This is a genomic window from Pseudomonas sp. P179 (genome assembly GCF_000478485.2).
Lineage (GTDB): Bacteria > Pseudomonadota > Gammaproteobacteria > Pseudomonadales > Pseudomonadaceae > Pseudomonas > Pseudomonas aeruginosa.
Map to the genome: position 1 here is coordinate 5,365,047 of NZ_KI517354.1, position 19,839 is coordinate 5,384,885.

The 19,839-nt window shown below is 70.7% G+C and carries 20 protein-coding genes; 4 read left to right on the plus strand and 16 right to left on the minus strand.

Features of this window, described 5'->3' with window-relative positions; genetic code table 11:
- The first annotated feature begins 68 nt into the window (after window positions 1–68).
- Window positions 69–1,073 (plus strand): bifunctional delta(1)-pyrroline-2-carboxylate/delta(1)-piperideine-2-carboxylate reductase, encoded by a 1,005-nt coding sequence (gene lhpD / locus HMPREF1224_RS37020; RefSeq protein WP_003082545.1) that lies wholly within the window; start codon window positions 69–71, stop codon window positions 1,071–1,073.
- Between the two features lie 103 nt (window positions 1,074–1,176).
- On the opposite strand, the gene HMPREF1224_RS37025 is transcribed toward lhpD, so the two are convergent.
- The 10 genes from HMPREF1224_RS37025 to HMPREF1224_RS37070 all read right to left on the minus strand — a co-directional run bounded on the left by HMPREF1224_RS37025 (window position 1,177) and on the right by HMPREF1224_RS37070 (window position 12,179).
- Window positions 1,177–2,757 (minus strand): aldehyde dehydrogenase (NADP(+)), encoded by a 1,581-nt coding sequence (locus tag HMPREF1224_RS37025; protein ID WP_010793942.1) that lies wholly within the window; start codon window positions 2,755–2,757, stop codon window positions 1,177–1,179.
- A 92-nt stretch (window positions 2,758–2,849) separates the two neighbouring features.
- Window positions 2,850–3,767, minus strand: coding sequence for a dihydrodipicolinate synthase family protein (locus tag HMPREF1224_RS37030; RefSeq protein ID WP_003116382.1), 918 nt, complete (start codon window positions 3,765–3,767; stop codon window positions 2,850–2,852).
- 150 nt (window positions 3,768–3,917) lie between these two features.
- A complete protein-coding gene (locus HMPREF1224_RS37035) occupies window positions 3,918–4,952 on the minus strand; it encodes a trans-3-hydroxy-L-proline dehydratase (protein ID WP_010793943.1) in 1,035 nt (344 codons plus the stop codon).
- A gap of 25 nt (window positions 4,953–4,977) precedes the next feature.
- Entirely contained in the window at window positions 4,978–5,700 is a 723-nt protein-coding gene (locus HMPREF1224_RS37040; protein ID WP_003082555.1) for an amino acid ABC transporter ATP-binding protein, read from the minus strand.
- On the minus strand, window positions 5,697–6,341 hold the full coding sequence (locus HMPREF1224_RS37045; protein ID WP_003082557.1) for an amino acid ABC transporter permease: 645 nt from the start codon (window positions 6,339–6,341) through the stop codon (window positions 5,697–5,699). The genes HMPREF1224_RS37040 and HMPREF1224_RS37045 overlap by 4 nt, the downstream gene beginning before the upstream one ends.
- A gap of 10 nt (window positions 6,342–6,351) precedes the next feature.
- Window positions 6,352–7,017, minus strand: coding sequence for an amino acid ABC transporter permease (locus HMPREF1224_RS37050; protein ID WP_003082559.1), 666 nt, complete (start codon window positions 7,015–7,017; stop codon window positions 6,352–6,354).
- On the minus strand, window positions 7,017–8,759 hold the full coding sequence (locus tag HMPREF1224_RS37055) for a cis-3-hydroxy-L-proline dehydratase (protein WP_010793944.1): 1,743 nt from the start codon (window positions 8,757–8,759) through the stop codon (window positions 7,017–7,019). Before HMPREF1224_RS37055 ends, HMPREF1224_RS37050 begins: the two co-directional genes overlap by 1 nt.
- A gap of 58 nt (window positions 8,760–8,817) precedes the next feature.
- Window positions 8,818–9,639, minus strand: a complete 822-nt coding sequence (locus HMPREF1224_RS37060; RefSeq protein ID WP_003082561.1) for an ABC transporter substrate-binding protein — start codon at window positions 9,637–9,639, stop codon at window positions 8,818–8,820.
- Between the two features lie 258 nt (window positions 9,640–9,897).
- Complete coding sequence (locus HMPREF1224_RS37065) at window positions 9,898–10,695, minus strand: AraC family transcriptional regulator (RefSeq protein WP_010793945.1); 798 nt, start codon at window positions 10,693–10,695, stop codon at window positions 9,898–9,900.
- A 41-nt stretch (window positions 10,696–10,736) separates the two neighbouring features.
- Window positions 10,737–12,179: an MFS transporter gene (locus tag HMPREF1224_RS37070; protein WP_003082566.1), complete on the minus strand. Its 1,443-nt coding sequence runs from the start codon at window positions 12,177–12,179 to the stop codon at window positions 10,737–10,739.
- A 38-nt stretch (window positions 12,180–12,217) separates the two neighbouring features.
- On the opposite strand from HMPREF1224_RS37070, the gene HMPREF1224_RS37075 reads away from it, so the two are divergent.
- Both HMPREF1224_RS37075 and HMPREF1224_RS45430 read left to right on the plus strand, forming a co-directional pair.
- Window positions 12,218–13,162: a helix-turn-helix transcriptional regulator gene (locus tag HMPREF1224_RS37075; RefSeq protein WP_074198668.1), complete on the plus strand. Its 945-nt coding sequence runs from the start codon at window positions 12,218–12,220 to the stop codon at window positions 13,160–13,162.
- A gap of 36 nt (window positions 13,163–13,198) precedes the next feature.
- Window positions 13,199–13,309, plus strand: a complete 111-nt coding sequence (locus tag HMPREF1224_RS45430) for a helix-turn-helix domain-containing protein (protein WP_371106350.1) — start codon at window positions 13,199–13,201, stop codon at window positions 13,307–13,309.
- Between the two features lie 149 nt (window positions 13,310–13,458).
- Here the strand turns inward: HMPREF1224_RS45430 and HMPREF1224_RS37080 are convergent, their stop codons facing one another.
- Entirely contained in the window at window positions 13,459–14,325 is an 867-nt protein-coding gene (locus HMPREF1224_RS37080) for a LysR family transcriptional regulator (RefSeq protein ID WP_003114959.1), read from the minus strand.
- 99 nt (window positions 14,326–14,424) lie between these two features.
- On the opposite strand from HMPREF1224_RS37080, the gene HMPREF1224_RS37085 reads away from it, so the two are divergent.
- The gene (locus HMPREF1224_RS37085; RefSeq protein ID WP_010793947.1) at window positions 14,425–15,327 is read left to right on the plus strand and encodes a DMT family transporter; all 903 of its coding nucleotides are present in this window, start codon (window positions 14,425–14,427) and stop codon (window positions 15,325–15,327) included.
- Here HMPREF1224_RS37085 and HMPREF1224_RS37090 read toward each other — a convergent pair.
- From HMPREF1224_RS37090 to HMPREF1224_RS37110, 5 genes are all read right to left on the minus strand, one after another.
- Entirely contained in the window at window positions 15,324–16,577 is a 1,254-nt protein-coding gene (locus tag HMPREF1224_RS37090) for an NAD(P)/FAD-dependent oxidoreductase (RefSeq protein ID WP_010793948.1), read from the minus strand. The two genes, HMPREF1224_RS37085 and HMPREF1224_RS37090, sit on opposite strands and share 4 nt — an antisense overlap.
- On the minus strand, window positions 16,574–16,810 hold the full coding sequence (locus HMPREF1224_RS37095) for a (2Fe-2S)-binding protein (RefSeq protein WP_003114956.1): 237 nt from the start codon (window positions 16,808–16,810) through the stop codon (window positions 16,574–16,576). Before HMPREF1224_RS37095 ends, HMPREF1224_RS37090 begins: the two co-directional genes overlap by 4 nt.
- Entirely contained in the window at window positions 16,807–17,922 is a 1,116-nt protein-coding gene (lhpB, locus tag HMPREF1224_RS37100) for a D-hydroxyproline dehydrogenase subunit beta LhpB (protein WP_010793949.1), read from the minus strand. The genes HMPREF1224_RS37095 and lhpB overlap by 4 nt, the downstream gene beginning before the upstream one ends.
- On the minus strand, window positions 17,919–18,863 hold the full coding sequence (locus HMPREF1224_RS37105) for a 4-hydroxyproline epimerase (protein WP_003082577.1): 945 nt from the start codon (window positions 18,861–18,863) through the stop codon (window positions 17,919–17,921). Before HMPREF1224_RS37105 ends, lhpB begins: the two co-directional genes overlap by 4 nt.
- 116 nt (window positions 18,864–18,979) lie before the next feature.
- Entirely contained in the window at window positions 18,980–19,648 is a 669-nt protein-coding gene (locus tag HMPREF1224_RS37110; protein ID WP_003114953.1) for a GntR family transcriptional regulator, read from the minus strand.
- Window positions 19,649–19,839: the final 191 nt, after the last annotated feature.

Consider the following 19,839-nt stretch of genomic DNA (forward strand, 5'->3'; position numbering starts at 1 on the left):
TCGATTGAGGTCAAGAGAAGGCTGTCGCGGCAGGCCACCCTAGGGATTGGTCGAACAAGGAGAAGCCCGTGATCCGAATGACGCTGGACGAGGTCCGCGAGCTGGCCGTGCGCATCCTGCGCCGGCACGCTTTCAGCGAAGCCCATGTACAGGCGGTGGCCGATACCCTGGTGGCGGGGGAGCGTGACGAATGCGCGTCCCACGGTATCTGGCGGTTGCTCGGCTGCATCGCCACCCTGAAGGCCGGCAAGGTATCCGCCGACGCCGAGCCGGAACTGCACGACATCGCTCCCGGCCTGCTGCGGGTCGACGCCCATGGCGGGTTCTCCCAGTGCGCATTCCGGCTGGGGCTGCCGCATCTGCTGGAGAAGGCCCGCAGCCAGGGTATCGCGGCGATGGCGGTGAACCGCTGTGTGCATTTCTCCGCGCTATGGGTTGAGGTCGAGGCACTCACCGAGGCGGGCCTGGTGGCCCTGGCGACCACGCCGAGTCATGCCTGGGTGGCGCCGGCGGGCGGACGCAAGCCGATCTTCGGCACCAACCCGATCGCCTTTGGCTGGCCGCGTCCGGACGGCCCGCCGTTCGTCTTCGACTTCGCCACCAGCGCCGTGGCGCGTGGCGAGATCCAGTTGCACGAACGCGCCGGCAAGCCGATCCCGCTGGGCTGGGGGGTGGACGAGCAGGGCGAGCCGACCACCGATGCCAGCGCCGCGTTGCGAGGCGCCATGCTCACTTTCGGCGGGCACAAGGGCTCGGCCCTGGCGGCGATGGTCGAACTGCTCGCCGGTCCGCTGATCGGCGACCTGACCAGTGCCGAGTCGCTGGCCTACGACGAGGGCAGCCGTTCTTCTCCCTACGGTGGCGAACTGCTGATCGCCATCGATCCGCGGCGCATGCTCGGCGCCTCGGCGGAGGAGCACCTGGCGCGCGCCGAGACGCTGTTCGAAGGCATCGTCGAACAGGGCGCGCGCTTGCCCTCGCAGCGACGCTTCGAAGCGCGCGAACGCAGCGCCAGGGACGGCGTGACGATTCCCGAGGCTTTGCACCGGGAGCTGCTGGCGTTGCTGGAGTGAGCGCAAGGCGAGGGGCCGACCGGACAGCGTGGCGCAACGAGGACGACTGCGTAGGGCGGATAGCGCCAACGGCGTTATCCGCCATCCAGGCTTCCAGGCGTGCTCAATCCAGGGCCTCGCGCGTGCTCCGGCCATCGACCAGGCGCAGCAGGCCCAGCGGGTTGGCGTTCTTCAGGGCGTCCGGGAGCAGGCTGTCGGGGTAGTCCTGGTAGCACAGCGGGCGCAGGAAACGCTCGATGGCCAGGGTTCCCACCGAGGTGCCGCGAGCGTCGGAGGTGGCCGGGTAGGGGCCGCCGTGGACCATGGCGTCGCACACCTCGACGCCGGTCGGATAGCCGTTGAATAGCAGGCGCCCGGCCTTGCCTTCGAGCAGCGGGACCAGCCCGGCGAACGCCGCGAGGTCTTCCGCTTCGCCGATCAGGGTCGCCGTCAACTGGCCGTGCAGGTTGTCCAGCGCGCGGGCAAGCTGTTCCTCGTCGGCTGCCTCGACGACCACGGTGGCCGGGCCGAACACCTCATCCTGGAGCAGTTCGTCGCCTTCCAGCAACAGGCCCACGTCGGCCTTGAACAACTGCGGATGGGCCTGCCGCCCTTCCTGTGGCGCGCCGGCCAGGCGCCGGATGCCGGGGTGGCGCTCCAGGCGTTGCAGTCCTTCGACATAGCTGCGCAAGGTGCCGGCGTTGAGCATGCTCTGTGCCGGCCTGGCGGCCAGTGCCTCGCCCAGGGCCGCGACGAAGGCGTCGAAGCCGGGGGAGCGCAGGCCAAGCACCAGGCCCGGCTTGGTGCAGAACTGGCCGCAGCCGAGCGTCACCGAGGCGGCCAGCTCCTCCGCCACCTGGCGGCCGCGCCGGCGCAGGGCTTCGGGGAGCACCACCAGCGGATTGATGCTGCTCATCTCGGCGAACACCGGGATCGGCTGCGGCCGCGCCGCTGCCAGGTCGCACAGTGCGCGCCCGCCCTTGAGCGAACCGGTGAAGCCGACCGCGCGGATGGCCGGATGGCGCACCAGCGCCTCGCCGACGCCGCTGCCGTAGACCATGTTGAATACCCCGTCCGGCATGCCGCTGTCGGCCGCCGCCTGGAGGATCGCGTCGGCCACGCATTCGGCGGTGGCCATGTGTCCGCCGTGGGCCTTGACCACCACCGGGCAGCCGGCGGCCAGGGCGGCGGCGCTGTCGCCGCCGGCGGTGGAAAAGGCCAGCGGGAAGTTGCTGGCACCGAACACCGCCACCGGGCCGAGACCGATTCGCCACTGGCGCAGGTCGGGGCGCGGCGGGGTACGCCCGGGTTGTCCGCGATCGATGCGCGCGCCGTGGAAGTCGCCACGCCGCAGGACTTCGGCGAACAGCCGCAACTGGTTGGCGGTACGTGTCCGTTCGCCCTGGATGCGTACGGCGGGCAGCGCGGTCTCGCGACGGACCAGGGCGACGAAGTCGTCGCCCAGGGCGTCGAGGCGCGAGGCGATCGCCTCGAGGAATCCGGCGCGGCGCGCGGCGGACAGTTGCCGGTAGTGTGGATAGGCGCGTTCGGCGGCGCGGGCGGCGGCGTCGACCTCCGCCTCGGTGGCCTGGACGAAGGCGTAGGGCAGCGCTTCGCCGCTGTCGGCGTCGAGGCTGCGCAGGATGAGGTTGCCGGCGGCGCTGCGAGCGCCGCCGACGTAGTTGTGACCGAGGATACTGGGCATGGGGCCTCCCTGGGGACGGTGGACGGAATGCTCTGCCGCTGGCTCTCGCCGGCCGCTCCCTGGGGAGCGAGGCGGCGAGGGCGCGGCGCCGGCTACAAGCCGACGTCCGGCAGCGCCGGCCGGCTGGCCAGGGCCTTGGCCATGATCCGCTCGACGTGCTCGCGATCGGCGCCGCGCAGGGCCAGGCGCGGTGGACGGGTGAGGGCGCTGCCGCGACCGGCGAGTTCCTCGCAGAGCTTGATGCACTGCACCAGGTCGGGACGGGCGTCGAGATGGAGGATCGGCATCAGCCACTCGTAGATCGGCATCGCCTCGGCGAAGCGCCCGGCCCTGGCCAGGCGGAAGATGGTCTCGCCTTCCTTCGGGAACACGTTGGACATTCCCGAGATCCAGCCCTGGGCACCCACCGCCACGCTTTCCAGGACCACGTCGTCGAGGCCGGCGAAGAGGATGAAGCGCTCGCCCACCTGGTTGCGTACGTCGATGAAGCGGCGGGTGTCGCCGGAGCTGTCCTTGAAGCAGACGATGTTCTCGCAGTCGGCCAGGGAAACCAGGATGTCCGGGGTGACGTCGTTCCGGTAGATCGGCGGGTTGTTGTAGACCATCACCGGCAGGTCGGTGCCGCTGGCCACGCTGCGGAAATGCTCGGCGGTCTCGTGCGGCTTGGAGGAATAGACCAGCGCCGGCATCACCATGATGCCGTCGACGCCGACCCGCTCCACCGCCTTGGCCACCTTCGCCGCGCCGGCGCTGGTGAACTCGGCGATCCCGCAGATCACCGGCACGCGGCCGCCGGAGGCATCCTTGGCGACCTCGGTGACGGCCATCTTCTCCTCGATGGTCAGCGAGGTGTTCTCGCCGACGCTGCCGCATACCACCAGCCCGGACACGCCGTCGCGCACCAGGTTGGAAATGACCGTGTGGGTTTCCTCCAGGTTCACCGAGAAATCGGCGTTGAATTGGGTGGTGACTGCGGGGAATACGCCGCTCCAGTTGACGTGCTTGCTCATGGTTTCTCCTTTCTTCGTATTTCGTATACGAATTCAGTCGGACCGCTGCGGTCCGAGTCACAGGGCGACGGCAGCGTTCGCCGTCGTGGGCGATCCGGTACGCGCCGGATCGGTTTCCGCCCGGCCGCTGCCTGCGGTCGGGCGGGGTGGTCAGCAGTGGCCGCCGGGCCAGGTGTCGGACAGCCGATAGCCTTGCGGCCAGGGATCGTCCGGGTCGAGCAGGTACTGGTGGATGCCGGTGATCCAGGCCCGCCCGGACAGGCACGGGAGGATCGCCGGACGGCCGCCGAGTTCGGTCAGCGACTCGATGTGGCAGTGGAATTCCGAACCGATGATGGAGCGCCCGACGAAGCGTTCGCCGACCCGCAGCTGGCCTTTCGCCTGGAGCACCGCCATCCGCGCCGAGCAGCCGGTGCCGCAGGGTGAGCGGTCGATCTTGCCGGGGCGGATGATCACCGCGTTGCTCGCGCCGAGGACACCGTCGCGGCGCTCCGGCGGCGCGGCCAGCTGGCAGAAGGACAGATGCTCCCAGTCCGGGTTGGTCGGGTGGTGGAAGCCCAGTTGTTCGTTGGCCGCGTGGGTGATCTTCAAGCCGGTGGCGACCAGCTCGGCGGCCTCGTCGGCGCGCAGGGCGAAGCCCAGGCGCCGGGCGTCGGCGATGACGAAGCTGTCGCCGCCGTAGGCGGTGTCGACCTGTAGCGAGCCGAGGCCCTCGACTTCGATCCAGGCGTCGAGGCGGTCGGCGAACGACGGCACGTTGCGGATTTCCACCCGCTCGGCCTTGCCGTCGCGGCATTCCGCGCGGGCCTCGATCAGCCCGCCCGGCGCTTCCAGCAGCAGCCGGGTCAGCGGTTCGCGCATCGGCAGGATGCCGCTGTCGAGCAGTACGGTGGCCACGCACAGCGAATTGGAACCGGACATCGGCGGGGTGTCGGCCGGCTCCATGATGATCCAGCCCATCTGCGCGCGCGGGTCCTTGGCCGGCACCAGCAGATTGGCGTGGCGGAACACTCCGCCGCGCGGTTCGTTGAGGACGAAGTTGCGCAGGTCCTGGTCTCTGGCGATCCAGCGCGACTGTTCCCAGAGGGTGGCGCCGGGCGGTGCGGCGACGCCGCCGACGATCACGTCGCCGACCTCGCCTTCGGCATGGCAACTGACGATGTGGACGATCCGCTGCGAACGCATGGCTATCTCCTGTGCGGGGGCGGGCTCAGAGCACCGAGCGGAGGAATTCCACCGTCTCCGGCCGCTGCGGGTTGCCGATCACCTGGTCGGGGGTGCCGATCTCGTGGACCAGGCCATTGCGGAAGAACGCCACCCGGTCGGACACGTCGCGGGCGAAGCGGATCTCGTGGGTGACCAGGACCATGGTCATGCCTTCCTCGGCGAGCAGGCGCATGGTGTCCAGCACCTCGCCGACCAACTGCGGGTCGAGCGCCGAGGTGGCTTCGTCGAACAGCATGTAGTCCGGCGACATCGCCAGCGCCCGGGCGATCGCCATGCGCTGTTGCTGGCCGCCGGAAAGGCGCTGGGGGAAGACCTTGAGCTTGTCGCCGAGACCGACGTGGGTGAGTTGCTTCAGCGCCATCGCCTCGGCTTCGGCGCGGCTCTTGCCGAGCACCTTGCGCGGCGCGAGCATGACGTTTTCCAGCACGGTCAGGTGGGGGAAGGCGTTCCACTGCTGGAAGACGATGCCGATCTTCCGCCGCAGGCGGTTGAGGTCGGTACCGCGGGCATGCACGTCGATGCCGTCGACGCGGATGCTGCCGCGCTGGATCGGCTCCAGGCCGTTGATGCACATCAGCAGGGTCGACTTGCCGGAACCGGAGCCGCCGATGATCGACAGCACCTCGCCCTTGTCCACCCTCAGGTCGACACCCTTGACTACCTCGAACTGGCCGTAGGCCTTGTGCACGTCGCTGATCTCGATCATTGCTGCCATCTCCGTTCCAGCCGGGCGCCGAGTCGCGCGACCACCCAGCTCATGAGGTAATAGACGAGCCCCGCGATGCAGAGCACGAAGAGCGGTTCCTGGATGCGCGTGACGATGGTCTGCGAGGCGCGCAGCAGTTCGACGATGCCGATCCAGAGCACCAGCGAGGTGTCCTTCATCACCGACAGGGTCAGGTTGACCCAACCGGGGAAGGCCACCCGGGCGGCCATCGGCAGGACGATGTGGAACAGGTCCTGGCGATAGCTCAGGCCCAGCGAACGCGCCGCCCGGCGCACGCTCGGCGGTACCGAGAGGACGCCGCCGCGGACCACCTCGGTGCAGTAGGCGGCGGCGTACACGCCGAGCACCAGGCAGGCCACGGCGAAGGCGCTCCAGTCGAGGCCGAGGATGCTCTTGAAGGAATTGAGCAGGACGAACTGGATCAGCAGCGGCACGCTGCGGAATACGTCGAGCAGCGCCGCCAGCGGCAGGCTGGCGCGTGGCAGCAGGGCGCGGAGCAGGCCGAAGACGACACCCAGCAGGGTGCCGATCAGCATCGCCATGGCGGTGATGGCGAGGGTGGTCCAGGCGCCTTGCAGGAGGAACAGCAGGTCGTTGGCGGTGAGGCTGGTGGTGAACACGGCATTCCCCTCAGTAACGGAACAGGCGCCAGCCCAGCAGGCGGGCGGCCAGCACCAGCAGCTTGGCCATGGCGAAGTAGAGGACGGCGGCCAGGGCGAAGTATTCGAAGGTGCGGAAGGTCTTGACGTTGAGTGCCTGGGTGACGCCGGTGAGGTCGTCGGTCAGGCCCACCACCACGCCGAGGGAGGTCATCAGCATGGCCCAGACCAACTGGTTGGTCAGCGGGTAGAACACCACCCGCAGCAGCTGCGGGATCACCACCAGGCGATAGGCCTGCGGCGCGCTCATGCCTAGCGAGCGGGCCGCCCGCAACTGGGTCTCGGGCACCGCCTGGAGGCCGCCGCGGAAGGTCTCGGCGAGGTAGCCGGCGTTGTTGAAGGTGACCCCGGCGAGCAGGGCGAACCAGGAACTGACGTGCAGGCCGAAGGAGCCCAGGCCGAAGTAGAGGATGTAGATCTGGAACAGCGCCGGGGTATTCCGCGCGATGGAGATCCAGGCTCCGGCGGCGGCGCGCAGCGGGCGGTTACCGCCGAGCCGGGCGAAGGCCAGGAGCAGGGCGATGAGGATGCCGAAGAGCATCGACAGCGCGGTGACCTGGAGCGTCACCAGGCTGCCGGCGAGCATCTCCGGCAGGGCGTTGAACGCCGAGCGCCAGTGGAAGGTGTAGTCGAACATCAGCAGTCCTCGCTCAACCAGGCGGGCAGCCCGGCGGGGGCCCGCCCGCCGACGGCGGCCTCGACGCAGCCGGCGAGGCCGGCGAAGCGCACCTGGCGGCCGACCAGTCCGGGGGCGTAGTGGGCATACTTGGCGGAGTTGGTCATCAGGGTGCGCGCGCCCGGCGGCACCAGCGGTTCGTCGAGCATGCACCAGCAGGTGTCGGTGACCAGCCGCGCGCCGAACGCCTGCAGCGTCGCCAGGTGCCCGGCCGCTTCGGCCTGGGCGACGACCTGCCGGCTGCTGGTGATCACCAGCGCTACCTCCGGGTGTCTGCGGCGGCCGTGGCAGAGCGCGGCGAGCTGGGTGAATTCGCTGGCGGAGAAGTGCGGGTTGCCCAGCGCCACCAGGTCGATCCGCGTCTCGCCGGCGCTGTCCAGCTCGCGCCAGGCGTCGCGCAGGCGCTCGCGTCCGACCCGCAGGGTCCGCCGCGGCGCGCGGCCGCCGAAGGCGCTGGCCAGGTCAGGGGCTTCCGGGGTGACGCCGATGACGTGGAACATCGGCACCGAGGAACTGGTGCCCAGCGCCGCGCCGAAGGCCTTGAGCGCGTCGTGGTCCGGCTGCCGCTGCCGCAGGCCGTCGATCGCCGGGATCTGTCCGGCGCAGAGCAGGCCGCAGAGGTAGCCGAGGGTCGGGTAGAAGGCATCGTCGACGCTGCCGAGGTCTTCCACTTCGATCAGTACCCGCGCCTGGCGCTGCTCGTCGAGGTGACAGCCGGCCAGCGGCGCGCGACCGGTGAGGGCGCAGCAGATATCCATGAAGTCGGCGTACTTGTTGGTGCGTGCGCCGAGCACGCTGTTGGCGAAGAGCACCGCGTTGGACTCGGCCCAGACGATCTGTTCGCCGGCCCGCGCGCTGTCGTCGAGCAGGTAGGGCGCGCAGGTGAAGCTGGGCTGCGCGCCCATGTCGAGATAGGCCCGGGCCAGGGCCGCGGCTGGCTCGCCGAGGGCGGCGGGTACGCCCTGTTCGCGCCAACGGCGCTGGTCCACGGAGATGGCGTTGAGGGTGGTCGGTACCCGCACCCGGGCACCGAGGTCGCGCAGGGTCTCGGCGAAACGCAGGCCGGCCGGGCCGGTGTAGATGCAAGCGTCGATGTGCGCGCGCTGGATGTCGATCAGCCGTTGCGCGCCCTGCAACGCCGCCATGCGCAGGACGATGCGCATCGCCAGGCGTGCGGCTTCGCCGTGTTCGCCGGCGAGCAGGGCCTGGTCGAAGGCGTCCAGTCGCGGGCCGGCATCGGTCGCCAGCGCTTCGGCGGGTCGGGCCTCCAGCGGCGGCGGGGCATCGCGGTGGAGTTCCAGGCGTCCGTCGGCCAGGCGCGCCCAGGGATAGGCGGCGAGTTCGTCGAAGCGCTCGCCGAGACAGGCGATGGGTAGCGAGCGGCCGAACAGTTCCTCGGCGACGATCGCGCCGAGGGCGAGGATTTCGTCCGGTTCGCGCAGGAGGATCGCCGCCGGCGCACGTCCGCCGAGGATCAGTTCCAGCAGTACGCTGCTGCCGGTACAGGAGCCGCGCCCACCGGGAATCGCCAGCAGCCTGCCGTGTAGATGGCGGCCGCTGAGCGGGTGGTGACGGTCGATCACTTCCGCGCTGCGCGGGTCGACGCCGCCCCAGAAGCTCAGGCCGGTCGGTGCGTACAGCAGTTCGCCGGACGCGCTGCCGGCGACCAGGGTACGGGGAACGATGAGGTGTGCGTGCTTCATCGGCGCATCCAGGACGGGGGGAAACGGCGCGGCCCGGCGGCGGACCGCGCCCTCGGCTTCAGCGGTAGACCGCGCTGGTGGTCAGCTCCGGCGCCGTGCCGCCGACCCATTTCTGCGCCAGCTCGGCGTAGCGGCCGGTGCGCACCTGCTGGTTGATGAACAGGTTCAGGTAGTTGAGCAGGCCGTATTCGTTGCGCTTGGCGCCGAGGGCCACGTAGTCGATGTCATAGGGCGCGTCGCCGGCGATCTTCAGGCCCTTGTACTTGCCCGACTTGATCCACGAGGCGGCGACGGTGGAAGAGACGACCGTGGCGTCGATATGCCCCTGGCTGATCGCCAGGGCGGTGTCGGCCTCGGACTGGTAGGCGCGGAAGCTGCCCTTGGCGTCGCCCCAGGCCTTGCTGTCCTTCTCCAGGGCCAGCGCCTCGAAGGTGCCGGCGGTGCCGCCGACCGGGCGGCCCTTGAGGTCCTCGTAGCTGGCGATGCCGGTGTCCTCGCGGGTCAGTACCACCTTGACGAAGGCGAAGTAGGGGATGCTCATGCCGATGGTCTTGGCCCGCTCCAGGGTGTCCGAGGTGGATGCGACGATCACGTCGGCGCGACCCGACACCAGCGCCGGGATGCGGTCGGGAAAGGGCGTCTCGACGATCTCCGCCTTGACGTCCAGGGCCTTCGCCAGGTCGTTGCAGTAATCGACGTCGAAGCCCACCGGGTTGTTCTGTGCATCGCGCGAGCCCATCGGCGGAAAGTCCAGGGTGACGGCGCAGCGCAGCTTGCCGGACTCGATGATGTCGTCGAGCTTGTCGGCCTGGGCGAGACCGGCGAGGGAACAGCCCAGGGCAGCGGTGAGGGCTAGGGCAAGGGTCTTCTTGGTATTCATGGGGGCCTCTGGCGATGCGGTTGAGTGGGAGGGCGGCAAATCCCGTATTTGTGATTTCGTATACGATATTTTTAAGTGAGCAATGGCTGTGCCAGAACCTCGTCCGACGGCGATAAAAAACCTTTCGCTGGAGCGCGACCGCTTTGGCTGGCGCGTCGCTGTGCCAGGCCGCGCCGGACTGCGCCCCGCTCGGGCGCGGCCGGCGGTGTTACAAAAGGGAGCAGGATTGCTACCGCCGCCCCGTGGCGGGGCGAGGCGTTACGCTTTTCGGGGCTGGCGATGGGTCTCGCGGTACTGGCTCGGCGAGAGTCCGGTGAGCGCCTTGAACTGGCGGCTGAAGGCGCTGTGGTCGGTGTAGCCGCAGCGCAGGGCGATCTCGGTGATCGGCGCGTCGCCGGCGAGCAGTTGCGAGGCGGCGCCGAGCCGCGCCTTGTGGATCATCTGCCGTGGGGTGAGCTGGAAGATGCGCTTGCAGTGACGTTCCAGTTGCGCCACCGAGAGCCCGGCGATGGTAGTGAGATCGGCGAGGCTGAGCGGCTGGTCGTAGTGCTCGCGGATATGCGCATCCACCGCCGCCAGCCGCCCGTAGGCCGGGTGCGCCGACTGCGCCGCCGGCAGGTCGTGGGAGATGCCGGCCATGCCGATGATCGCCCCGTCGGCATCGCGCAGCGCCTGCTTGTGGGTCAGGCACCAGCCCGGCTGGCGACCGGGATAGAGGTGCAGCTCCAACTGGTTCTCCAGCGTCGCGCCGCCGCGCAGCACGCGCCGATCCTGCTCGGCATAGAGCGGACCGAGGCTGGAAGGGAAGACCTCGTCGGCGCTGCGGCCGAGCAGTTCGGCCTTGTCCTTCACGCCGCAGCGGCGTGCCAGGGTGCGGTTGACCAGGACGTAGCGGGCGCGCTCGTCCTTGACGAAGAACACCACGCCGGGCATGGCGTCGAGCAGCGCCTCGACCTGGCGCAGGCTGGCCAGCAGGCTGGCGAGGTCGGCGGGGGGCGGGGCGGCGAGCAGGTCGTGCATCGGGGCGAAGGCCTGGCTGGGGGACCGCGCCAGCATACGGGGCGCCGGCGGCCGGGAACAGGGCCCGGCCGCGCGCCTCAGTTGCCCGGCGAGTCGCAGCGCAATGGCACCGTGCGCACGCGGCGCAGGTAGAAGAGGCAGGTGGCGCCGAGCAGCAGCGTCATCAGGACGAACTCGACGGCCAGGGTCGTCTGCGTCGCTTCCAGGTAGTCGCCATGGCGCTCCAGCCTGTGCGCGAACACCGCGCCGAGCAGCGCCGAGCCGAGGCCGAGGGAGGCCTGCTGGACGGTGGCGAGCATGGCGCTGCCGGCGCCGGCCTGGGCGGTCGGCACCTCCGAGAGGCCGATGCGGAAGAAGCTGCTGACGATGAACGCCTGGCCGAAGCCGATCACCAGGGTCGCCGGCGCCAGGTTGAGGATGCCCGGCTGCGGCCAGACCCGTTGCAGGGTCAGCATCAGGCCGAGCAGGCCGCACATCTGGATGACGCAGCCGAGCAGCAGCAGGCGTACCGGGCCGATCCGCGCCGCCACCCGGGCGGTGAGCAGCGCCGAGACGAAGTAGGAGGCGCCGAGGGCGATGAAGGCATTGCCGGCCTGCACCGGCGAGAGACCGGCGCCGGCCTGCAGGGCCAGGGCAAGGGCGAACATGAAGCCGCTCCAGCAGGCGAAGAACAGGATCGCCAGCAACAGGCCGAAGCGGATGCTCGGCAGGCGCAGCAGCGACGGCGGCAGCAACGGCCAGGCCTGGCGGCGTTCCTGGCGCAGCTCGGTGCGCCACAGCCAGGCCAGCAGCGGCACCGCCGCCGCCAGCAGCAGGGCGCAGGGCCAGGACCAGTGCAGCGATGGGCCGAGAGCCAGCGGCAGCAGCAGGCAGAGGATCAGCGCGGCGAGCAGCAGGGTGCCCGGCGCGTCGACGCGGGCGGCATGCTCGGCGCGGGTCTCCGGTACCCAGCGGCGGCTGCAAAGGAGAATGCCGAGGCAGATCGGCAGGTTGATCAGGAACACGCTGCGCCAGCCGAGGCCGCCGATATCGGCGGAGACCAGGAAGCCGCCGAGCACCTGGCCGACGACGAAGGCCAGGCCGCCGATGGCGCCGTAGGCGGCCAGCGCGCGGGAATGCGCGTGGCCGCTGAGGCTGACATGCAGGGTGGCGAGAATCTGCGGCACGACCAGCGCCGCGCCGACGCCCTGCAGGGCGCGCGCCACCAACAGCAGCCAGACCGAACCGGCCAGCCCGCAAAGCAACGAGGCGACGGCGAACAGGGCGACGCCGAGATCGAACAGGCGGCGACGGCCGTAGTTGTCGCCAAGCCGGCCGCCCATCGCCAGGCACACGGCGAAGGCCACGCCGTAGACGGCGACGATCAGTTCCAGTTCGGTTTCGCTGGCGCCGAGGGAATGGGCGAGGGCGTCGAGGGCGACGTTGACGATGGAGAAATCGATCATCGGCAACAGTTGCCCCGCCAGCAGGATGCAGAGCCCGGCGAGGCCGAGCCGCGACGACGAGACGGTGCTGGGCATGGGCGGAGTCCTTGTGCGGAAGGGAGTGGGCTGGCAGCATGCGCTTCTGGCTAACCCGGTACCAGTTCTTGCTTATCCTGGTATTGGCGCTACCCGTCTGCCCTTCGGAGGACTTCGCCATGCCACTCGACGCCCCTGCCAGCCACTCTGCGGAAAGCCCCGCGCAGCCGTCCCGCGCCGAACAGCTGGGGGCCTTCCTGCGCCGCCGGCGGGAAAGCATCGAGCCGCAGCGGGTCGGCATTTCCCGCCTCGGCCGCCGACGCACGCCGGGCCTGCGTCGCGAGGAGGTGGCGCAGCTCGCCGGGGTCGGCGTGACCTGGTACACCTGGCTGGAGCAGGGCCGCGCGGTACGCGCCTCGGAGCAGGTGATCGGAGCCATCGCCCGGGCCCTGCTGTGCAACGAGACGGAAACCCACCACCTGTTCAACCTCGCCGGGCTGGCCGCGCCGACCTCGGCGCGGCGGGCGGTCTGCGAGAAGCCCTCGGCCGCCACCCAGTCCATCCTCGATGCCCTCGACCCGTTGCCGGCCATGGTGCAGAACGCCCGTTTCGACATCCGCGGCTACAACCGCGCCTATTGCCGGCTGGTGGGCATCGACCTGGCGGAGATCCCCGAGGAAGACCGCAACTGCATCTACCTGGCGCTGACCCACGAGCGCTGGCGCTACTGCATGGCCAACCGCGAGGAGGCGTTGCCGCGGATGGTCGGCTTCTTCCGCGCGGCAATGGTCGAGCGCATGGGCGATCCGCTGTGGGAGCGGCAGTTGCAGCGCTGCCTGGAGGCTTCGGCGGAGTTCCGCGAGATCTGGCGGCGCAACGAGGTGATGGGTATCGAAAACCAGCTCAAGCGCTTCCGTCATGCGCGCTGCGGCGAATTCGAACTGCAGCAGACCAACTGGTGGTCGGCGCCGAAGAACGGCGATCGCCTGCTGGTCTTCGTCCCCCTCGACGACCACGCCCGCGACTGCCTGGAGCAACTGTGAGTCGGCGCCCTGTCCCGTAGCCAGCGCCTGCTCGACCTGCTGCAGATTCTGCGCCGGCACCGTTACCCGGTGGCCGGGCATGTGCTCGCCGGCGAACTGGGGATCAGCCTGCGCACCCTCTACCGCGATATCGCCACCCTGCGATAGCAGGGCGCGCACATCGAGGGCGGCGCCGGCGCCAGGCGTTGCTGCGCGAGTGGCGTGAACGGGAAAGCATCGCCGCGCAGTGAGCGACTGCTGCCGGAAACTGACAGACGGCCACCGCCTGCGGGTCTAGCGCCCGGCGCTGTAGCGGCTCAGAGCCGGAACTCCTCGGCGATCAGTTCGCCGAGGCGCTCCAGCGCCGGCGGCCGTTCTCCCGGGGCGAAGGCCAGGCGAATGCGGTGGGCGGGCAGTTCGGCGAAGCCCTCCGCCGGCCCCAGCACGCGCATCGTCGGGCCGACCCGCGCACGGTCGATCACGCCGATCGCCAGGCCGCCTTCGATGGCCGCTTCCAGCGCCGTCGCGCCGGGACTGCTGACCACCGTGCGCCAGCGCCGGCCCGTCGCGCCGAGGGCTTCCAGCAGCGCCTGCCGATAGGGACAACCCTGGCCGTGCAGGGCCAGCGGCAGCGGGCGTTGCGGATCGATCCGCAGGCCGTGGCCGGCGACCCACACCGGCTGGGTGCCGCCGATCTCGCGGGAGTGCCCGTCGTACGGGGTTTCGTCTTGCGCTTGCACCAGCAGGGCGAGGTCCAGCTGGCCGCGCCGCAGGCGTCCGGCCAGCCTGCCGCTGGCGTCGGTGAGCACCTCCAGCTCCAGCGCCGGCAGTTCCGCGCCGAGGCGTGGCAGGAGGCGGCCGAGCAGCTTGCCGGCGTATTCCTCGGAAATGCCGAAGCGCACCCGCAGCGGCTCTTCCCGTCTGCGCAACCCGGCGAGCACGCGGTCGTGGGTCTCCAGCAGCTCGGCGGTCTGGCGCTGGAACCGCTGCCCCAGCGGGGTCAGCCGCACCGACTGGTTGTCGCGCTCGAACAGCCGGCCGCCGGCCAGTTCCTCCAGGCGCCGGACGTGGGTGCTCACCGCCGAGGGGCTGCGGTTGAGGTGGCTGGCCGCGGCGAGAAAGCGGCCGAAGCGCAGGATGGCATGGAAGGTACGCAGCAGCTCGATATCCAGGTTGGCGCTCATGGTTCCGATTTCCTGCATGACTGGTGCAGATAGTTTCGTTTGATAGTAGCGGCGGAGGCCGCCTAGCCTCGACTCGAACCTGACCGACGGAGGCGAGCGATGCGCGCGACCACCTGCACCCCGCGAGCGATGCCCGGGGCGACCCGCCTGCTGGCCGTGCAACTGGGCATGGTACTGGCCTGGAGTTCCGGCTTCGTCGGCTACCGCTATGCCATGGAACAGGCGCCGGTGTTCCTCACCAGCTTCTGGCGCTTCGCCGTTTGCCTGGCGCTGCTGCTGCCCTTCGCCTGGGCCGGGCTGCGCCGGTTGTCGGCGCGCCAGTGGCGGCGCCAGGCGCTGATCGGGGCGTTGGCCTACGCGGGCTACATCGCGCCGATCGCCAAGGCCATCGAACTCGGCGTCTCGCCGGGCGTGGCGGCGCTGATGGCCGACCTGTTGCCGCTGCTGGTGGCCTTGCTGGCGCTGGTCCTGCCGGGGCAGCGAACGCGGCCGGGGCAGTGGCCGGGGATCGCCCTGGGCGTCGCCGGGGTGCTCTGGGCCGGGCATGCGGCGCTGGCGCTGGGGCGGGCGCCGGGCTGGGCCTACGGCCTGCCGCTGCTGGGCATGCTGGCGCTGGCCCTGGCCACCCTGTTGCAGAAGAGCTGGGACGATGCGCCGGGATCGCTGGCCGTGGTGCTGTTCGTGCAGATCGGCGCCGCGCTGCCGGCGTTCGCCGGCCTGGCGCTGGCGGAGGGTAGCCTGCGGCCGCCGCTGTCCGGCGGATTCCTGTTCGGGCTCGCCTGGCTGGTGCTGCTGCCCACCTTCGGCGGCTACGGCCTGTACTGGCTGGGCCTGCGCCATCTTTCCGCACAGGGTGGCAGCGCGGCGCTGTACCTGAGCCCGGCGCTGACCCTGCTATGGGCGCACTGGATGTTCGCCGAGCCGCTGACACCCATGCTGCTGGGTGGCCTGCTGCTGTCGCTGGCCGGCCTCGGCTGGCTGTATCGCGCCGAGCGTCGCTAGCCGGCGTCGCCCTGCCAGCAGGCCAGGGTCTCCAGGCGCGCCGGGCTGAACGGCGGACGCGGCGCCGGAGGCGTCCAGCCGAACAGGAATTGCGCGGCGCTGCCGCATATCCGCCCCTGGCAGGCGCCCATGCCGCAACGGCTGTGCAGCTTGGCCTCGGTCCAGCCGGCATGCCCGGCCAGCGCGGCCAAGGGGACGTCTTCGCAACGGCAGACCAGGGTATCCGCCTCCGCCAGTTCACGCAGTTCGGCACGCAGGGCGAAGTGTCGCGCCAGGGTGTCGGCGAAGCCCTGCCAGCGTCGCCGTCGTGGCCACAGGCGGCGAGCCGCGTCGCGCTCGTCGACGGCGGCATGGCCGGCGATGGCGCCTTCCACCAGGGCCAGTTCGCTGCCGCCGAAGCCGGTGCATTCGCCGGCGGCGTAGTGGTCGGGCAGGCTGCCGGCCTGCCATTCGTCGACGGCGAGCGCCGGGCCGTCGAGGCGATAGCCGAGGGCCTGGCCGAGTTGCACGTTGGGCACCAGGCCGAAGCCGCAGGCCAGGCGTTCGCAGGCGATCTCGCGGACCCGACCGCCTTCGCGCAGGCGCACGGCTTCCAGGCGCTCCTCGCCGAGGGCGGCGAGCACGTAGCTGTCGGCGCGGTAGCTACGGGCGAACAGGCCGGCGGCCTGCCACAGCTTGCCGGGCCAGCGCGGGAGGCGTACGGCGAAGGCGGCCAGGGTTCTCGCCGGCGCCTGTTCGGCGACGCGCAGCAGGCGCGCCCCGCACTGGCTGGCGCTGGCGGCGCTGGCCAGCAGCAGCGGGCCGGAGCCAGCCACCACCAGGCGCTGGCCGGCCAGTGGCAGGCCGCCCTTGGCCAACGCCTGCAGGCCGCCGGCGCCGGTGACGCCGGGGAGGGTCCAGCCGGGAAAAGGCAGCAGCAGTTCGCGGGCGCCGGTGCAGAGGACCAGGCGTCGGTAGCCGACCTGCCAGCCACGTTGCGGGTCTTCCAGCAACAGGCGCCTGCCGGGACCGCAGGCGACCACCCGGGTCGCCGGGAAGTGCTCGACATTGGCCTGCCCGGCCAGGCGTTGGCGCATCTGGTGGGCACGCGGCGGCAGGCTGGCACGCGGGCCGTCGCGCCAGATCTGTCCGCCGGCGGCCGGGTTGTCGTCGACCAGGGCGATGCGCGCGCCGCTCGGCGCGGCGGCCAGCGCTGCGGCCAGGCCGGCGGGGCCGGCACCGACGATCAGCAGGTCGTAGTCGGCGCTCATGCCTGGGTCTCCACGCGCATGCCGGATTGGCAGACGGTCTGGCAGGCCAGGCGTCGCCGACCGTCGATCAATACCCGGCATTCCTGGCACGCGCCCATGCCGCAGAACGGCGCGCGCCGCCCGCCGCCGACCGCGCTGCGGGAGCAGCCGTCGCCGCCGAGGGCGAGGGCGGCCGCCACGCTGGTACCGACGGCGACCCGCAGCGGACGCCGGTCGATGAACAGTTCGATCATGGACGGGCACTCCTGGAGCTGGAGAGGAAGCGTTGCGGCAGATAAGGCGTGGCATCCAGCGGCGGCGTTTCGCCGAACAACTGGGCGGCGAGCAGGCGCGCGCTGCCCGGCGCGGTGGTCACGCCCAGGCCCTCGTGGCCGACCGCCAGCCACAGGCCCGGCTGCGCCGGGTGCTCGCCAAGCAGCGGCAGGCCGTCCGGAGTGGCAGCGCGGAAGCCGGTCCAGGCACGGATCGCATTGAGGCCGGCGAGCCCCGGCAGGTAGTCCAGGGCACGCCGCAGCATGCGCGCCAGCACCGGGCCTTCCACCTGCGGGTCGAGCGTGTCGAACTGCCGCGAGGAGCCGAGGAAGACCTGCCCGGTGGGGCGCGGCTGGGCGTTGAAGGCTACCGAGGTACCGCTGCTGGCGTGGGCGCTGCTGACATAGCCGAGTTCCACCAGTTGATGGCGGAGGGTGCCGGGATAGCGGTCGGTGATCAGCAGGTGGCCTTTCTTCGGGCGGATCGGCAGCTCCGCGCACAGCTCGCCGGCATGGATGCCGTTGGCCAGCACCAGCGCCTCGGCGCTCAGCCAGCGGCCGTCGGCCAGGCGCAGGCGGCTGCCGTCCACTTCGCTGACTTCGGCGTACAGCCGGCGCAGGCGCGGCCCGGCCTGGTCGAGCAGCCAGCGCGCGGCGTTGGGCGCGTAGAGGATGCCGTCGCCGGACACCTCCAGGGCGCCGGCCAGGCCCGGCCGCAGGGCCGGTTCGAGGGCGTACAGGCGCGCGGCGCCAAGCATCCGGCAGGCAACGCCGGCGGCTTGCAGCGCCTGGCGCTTGCGTTCGGCCTCGGCGAGTTCGCTGGCGTCGGCGGCCAGCCAGAGGGTGCCGCAATTGCGGTACGCGCAGTCTTCCGGCAGATCCGCCGCCCAGGCGCGCCAGGCCTGGATCGAGTAGTCGCTGAGGGCCAGTTCGGCCGGGTTGTCGTCCATCGCCACCAGATGGCCCATGCCCACCGCGGTGGCACCGCCGCGGCGGCTGTCCAGCACCAGTACGTCGAGGCCGCGACGCGCCAGTTCATGGGCGCAGGCGCTGCCGACGATGCCGGCGCCGACCACGATGACCTCGGCGTTCACCGGCGGATGCCCCAGGCGAACGGATCGTCGTCCGCCAGCAGCAGGGTGGCTTCCGCGCTGACGTGGGCGCGGCCGCGGATGGTCGGCACGATGCGCCCGCCGGGCTGGCCGTCGAGCCATTCGTAACGCCCCTCGAACTGGCTGCCGATCACGCTCGCCTGGCGCCAGGGCTGGCCGGGCAGCAGCTTGCCGTCGGCGGCCAGGCAGGCCAGCTTGGCGCTGGTGCCGGTGCCGCAGGGCGAGCGGTCGTAGGCCTTGCCGGGACAGAGCACGAAGTTGCGGCTGTCGGCGTGGGGATCGTCGGCGAACAGTTCGATGTGATCGATGGCGCCGCCGTCCTCGCCGCGGATGCCCTGGTCTTCCAGCGCCTGCTGGACGGCGACGGTGTAGGCGGTGAGGGCGTCGAGGTTGTCGCCGGCGATGCGCTGGCCGTGTCCGGCGACCAGGAAGAACCAGTTGCCGCCCCAGGCGATGTCGCCGCTGACCCGGCCGATGCCGGGCACTTCGACGCTGACCTGGCGACGGTAGCGGTAGGCCGGCACGTTGCGCACGCTGACCGAGCCGTCCTCGTGGAGGGTCGCCTCGACCTCGCCGACCGGCGTCTCGATGCGGTGCACGCCGGGACCGATCCGCCCGAGGTGTGCCAGCGAGGCGACCAGGCCGATGGTGCCGTGGCCGCACATGCCGAGGTAGCCGCTGTTGTTGAAGAAGATCACTCCGGCACAGGCTTCGGGATCGACCGGTGCGCAGAGCAGGGCGCCGACCAGTACGTCGCTGCCGCGCGGCTCGAGGATGCAGGCGGCGCGCCAGGCGTCGTGGCGCTCGCCGAGCAGGCGCCGGCGCTCAGCCATGTCGCCCTGGCCGAGATCGGGAAAACCGCCGATGACCAGGCGGGTGGGCTCGCCGCCGGTATGCGAATCGATGATGCGGATGCGTTGCATGGTGGCCCTCGCCTGTGCCGGGGAATGCGCCACAGGGTGGCGTTTCGGCGGGGCGGGGCGCTTGAGGGTTTTCGCTCAGGTGGATGACGAAAGCGGCATAGCCGGGATGGCCCGGCTCAGGTGCTGGCCGGGCGGTTCGGCAGGTGTTCGTAGAGGGTCCGGCAGACCCCGACGATATGTGCCTCGATCAGTGTCGCGGCCCGTTCGGCATCGCCGGCGCGACAGGCGGCGACGATCTCGCGGTGTTCCTGGTCGGCGCGCTGCTTGCCTTCGGACAGGCTCATCTGCATGCGCAGGTAGCGTTCCAGCTTGTCGTGGATGGAGCGGATCAGGTTGACCAGGAACGGCCGCTGCGCCGGTTCGTAGAGGCAGGCGTGCAGTTGCCAGTTGAGTTCGGCCCAGCGGCCGACGTTGTCTTCGCCGACGAAGTCGGCGCAGATCGCCTCGGCGCGGGCGAAGGTGGCCTCGTCCATGTTCGGCACCGCCAGGCGGATCGCCTGGACTTCGAGCAGCACCCGCACTTCGAACATCTGCGCCAGTTCCGGTTCGGAAATACGCGTCACCACCGCGCCCTTGTTGCGCTGGAACAGCACCAGGCCTTCCGCCTCCAGGCGCTTGAGGGCCTCGCGGACGGGAATCTTGCTGACATTGAAGAGTTGCGCGATGTCGTCCTGGCGGATCGGTTCGTCCTCGGCGAAATGCCCGGCGATGATCGCTTCGCGCAGGTGCTTGGCGATGATCTCGGAGGCCGAGGGGGCGATGCCCAGGTTAGGGGCGTTGAGCATGGAGAGAGGCAAGCGGGACAACCTGCATGGCGTTGGGAACGTGCGGGATATTGTATACGAACGCTTGGCGCGTGCCGCTGCCGGTTGGCGCCTTCTGCGCAGGCGTGTTGGTCGGCTCCAGTGGGCCTCCGTGGCGCATGTTTCGCAGGGCGAAACGCTCTTCCGGAAAGTTCGCGGAGAGGCTGGACAAT

What these genes read in the sequence shown, in the direction of transcription:
- HMPREF1224_RS37025 (WP_010793942.1), bottom strand. Translation starts at nt 2,757, where the DNA reads ATGCCCAGTATCCTCGGTCACAACTACGTCGGCGGCGCTCGCAGCGCC.
- HMPREF1224_RS37030 (WP_003116382.1), bottom strand. Translation starts at nt 3,767, where the DNA reads ATGAGCAAGCACGTCAACTGGAGCGGCGTATTCCCCGCAGTCACCACC.
- HMPREF1224_RS37035 (WP_010793943.1), bottom strand. Translation starts at nt 4,952, where the DNA reads ATGCGTTCGCAGCGGATCGTCCACATCGTCAGTTGCCATGCCGAAGGC.
- HMPREF1224_RS37040 (WP_003082555.1), bottom strand. Translation starts at nt 5,700, where the DNA reads ATGATCGAGATCAGCGACGTGCACAAGGCCTACGGCCAGTTCGAGGTA.
- HMPREF1224_RS37050 (WP_003082559.1), bottom strand. Translation starts at nt 7,017, where the DNA reads ATGTTCGACTACACCTTCCACTGGCGCTCGGCGTTCAACGCCCTGCCG.
- HMPREF1224_RS37055 (WP_010793944.1), bottom strand. Translation starts at nt 8,759, where the DNA reads ATGAAGCACGCACACCTCATCGTTCCCCGTACCCTGGTCGCCGGCAGC.
- HMPREF1224_RS37060 (WP_003082561.1), bottom strand. Translation starts at nt 9,639, where the DNA reads ATGAATACCAAGAAGACCCTTGCCCTAGCCCTCACCGCTGCCCTGGGC.
- HMPREF1224_RS37065 (WP_010793945.1), bottom strand. Translation starts at nt 10,695, where the DNA reads ATGCTGGCGCGGTCCCCCAGCCAGGCCTTCGCCCCGATGCACGACCTG.
- HMPREF1224_RS37070 (WP_003082566.1), bottom strand. Translation starts at nt 12,179, where the DNA reads ATGCCCAGCACCGTCTCGTCGTCGCGGCTCGGCCTCGCCGGGCTCTGC.
- HMPREF1224_RS37075 (WP_074198668.1), top strand. Translation starts at nt 12,218, where the DNA reads ATGCGCTTCTGGCTAACCCGGTACCAGTTCTTGCTTATCCTGGTATTG.
- HMPREF1224_RS37080 (WP_003114959.1), bottom strand. Translation starts at nt 14,325, where the DNA reads ATGAGCGCCAACCTGGATATCGAGCTGCTGCGTACCTTCCATGCCATC.
- HMPREF1224_RS37085 (WP_010793947.1), top strand. Translation starts at nt 14,425, where the DNA reads ATGCGCGCGACCACCTGCACCCCGCGAGCGATGCCCGGGGCGACCCGC.
- HMPREF1224_RS37090 (WP_010793948.1), bottom strand. Translation starts at nt 16,577, where the DNA reads ATGAGCGCCGACTACGACCTGCTGATCGTCGGTGCCGGCCCCGCCGGC.
- HMPREF1224_RS37095 (WP_003114956.1), bottom strand. Translation starts at nt 16,810, where the DNA reads ATGATCGAACTGTTCATCGACCGGCGTCCGCTGCGGGTCGCCGTCGGT.
- HMPREF1224_RS37105 (WP_003082577.1), bottom strand. Translation starts at nt 18,863, where the DNA reads ATGCAACGCATCCGCATCATCGATTCGCATACCGGCGGCGAGCCCACC.
- HMPREF1224_RS37110 (WP_003114953.1), bottom strand. Translation starts at nt 19,648, where the DNA reads ATGCTCAACGCCCCTAACCTGGGCATCGCCCCCTCGGCCTCCGAGATC.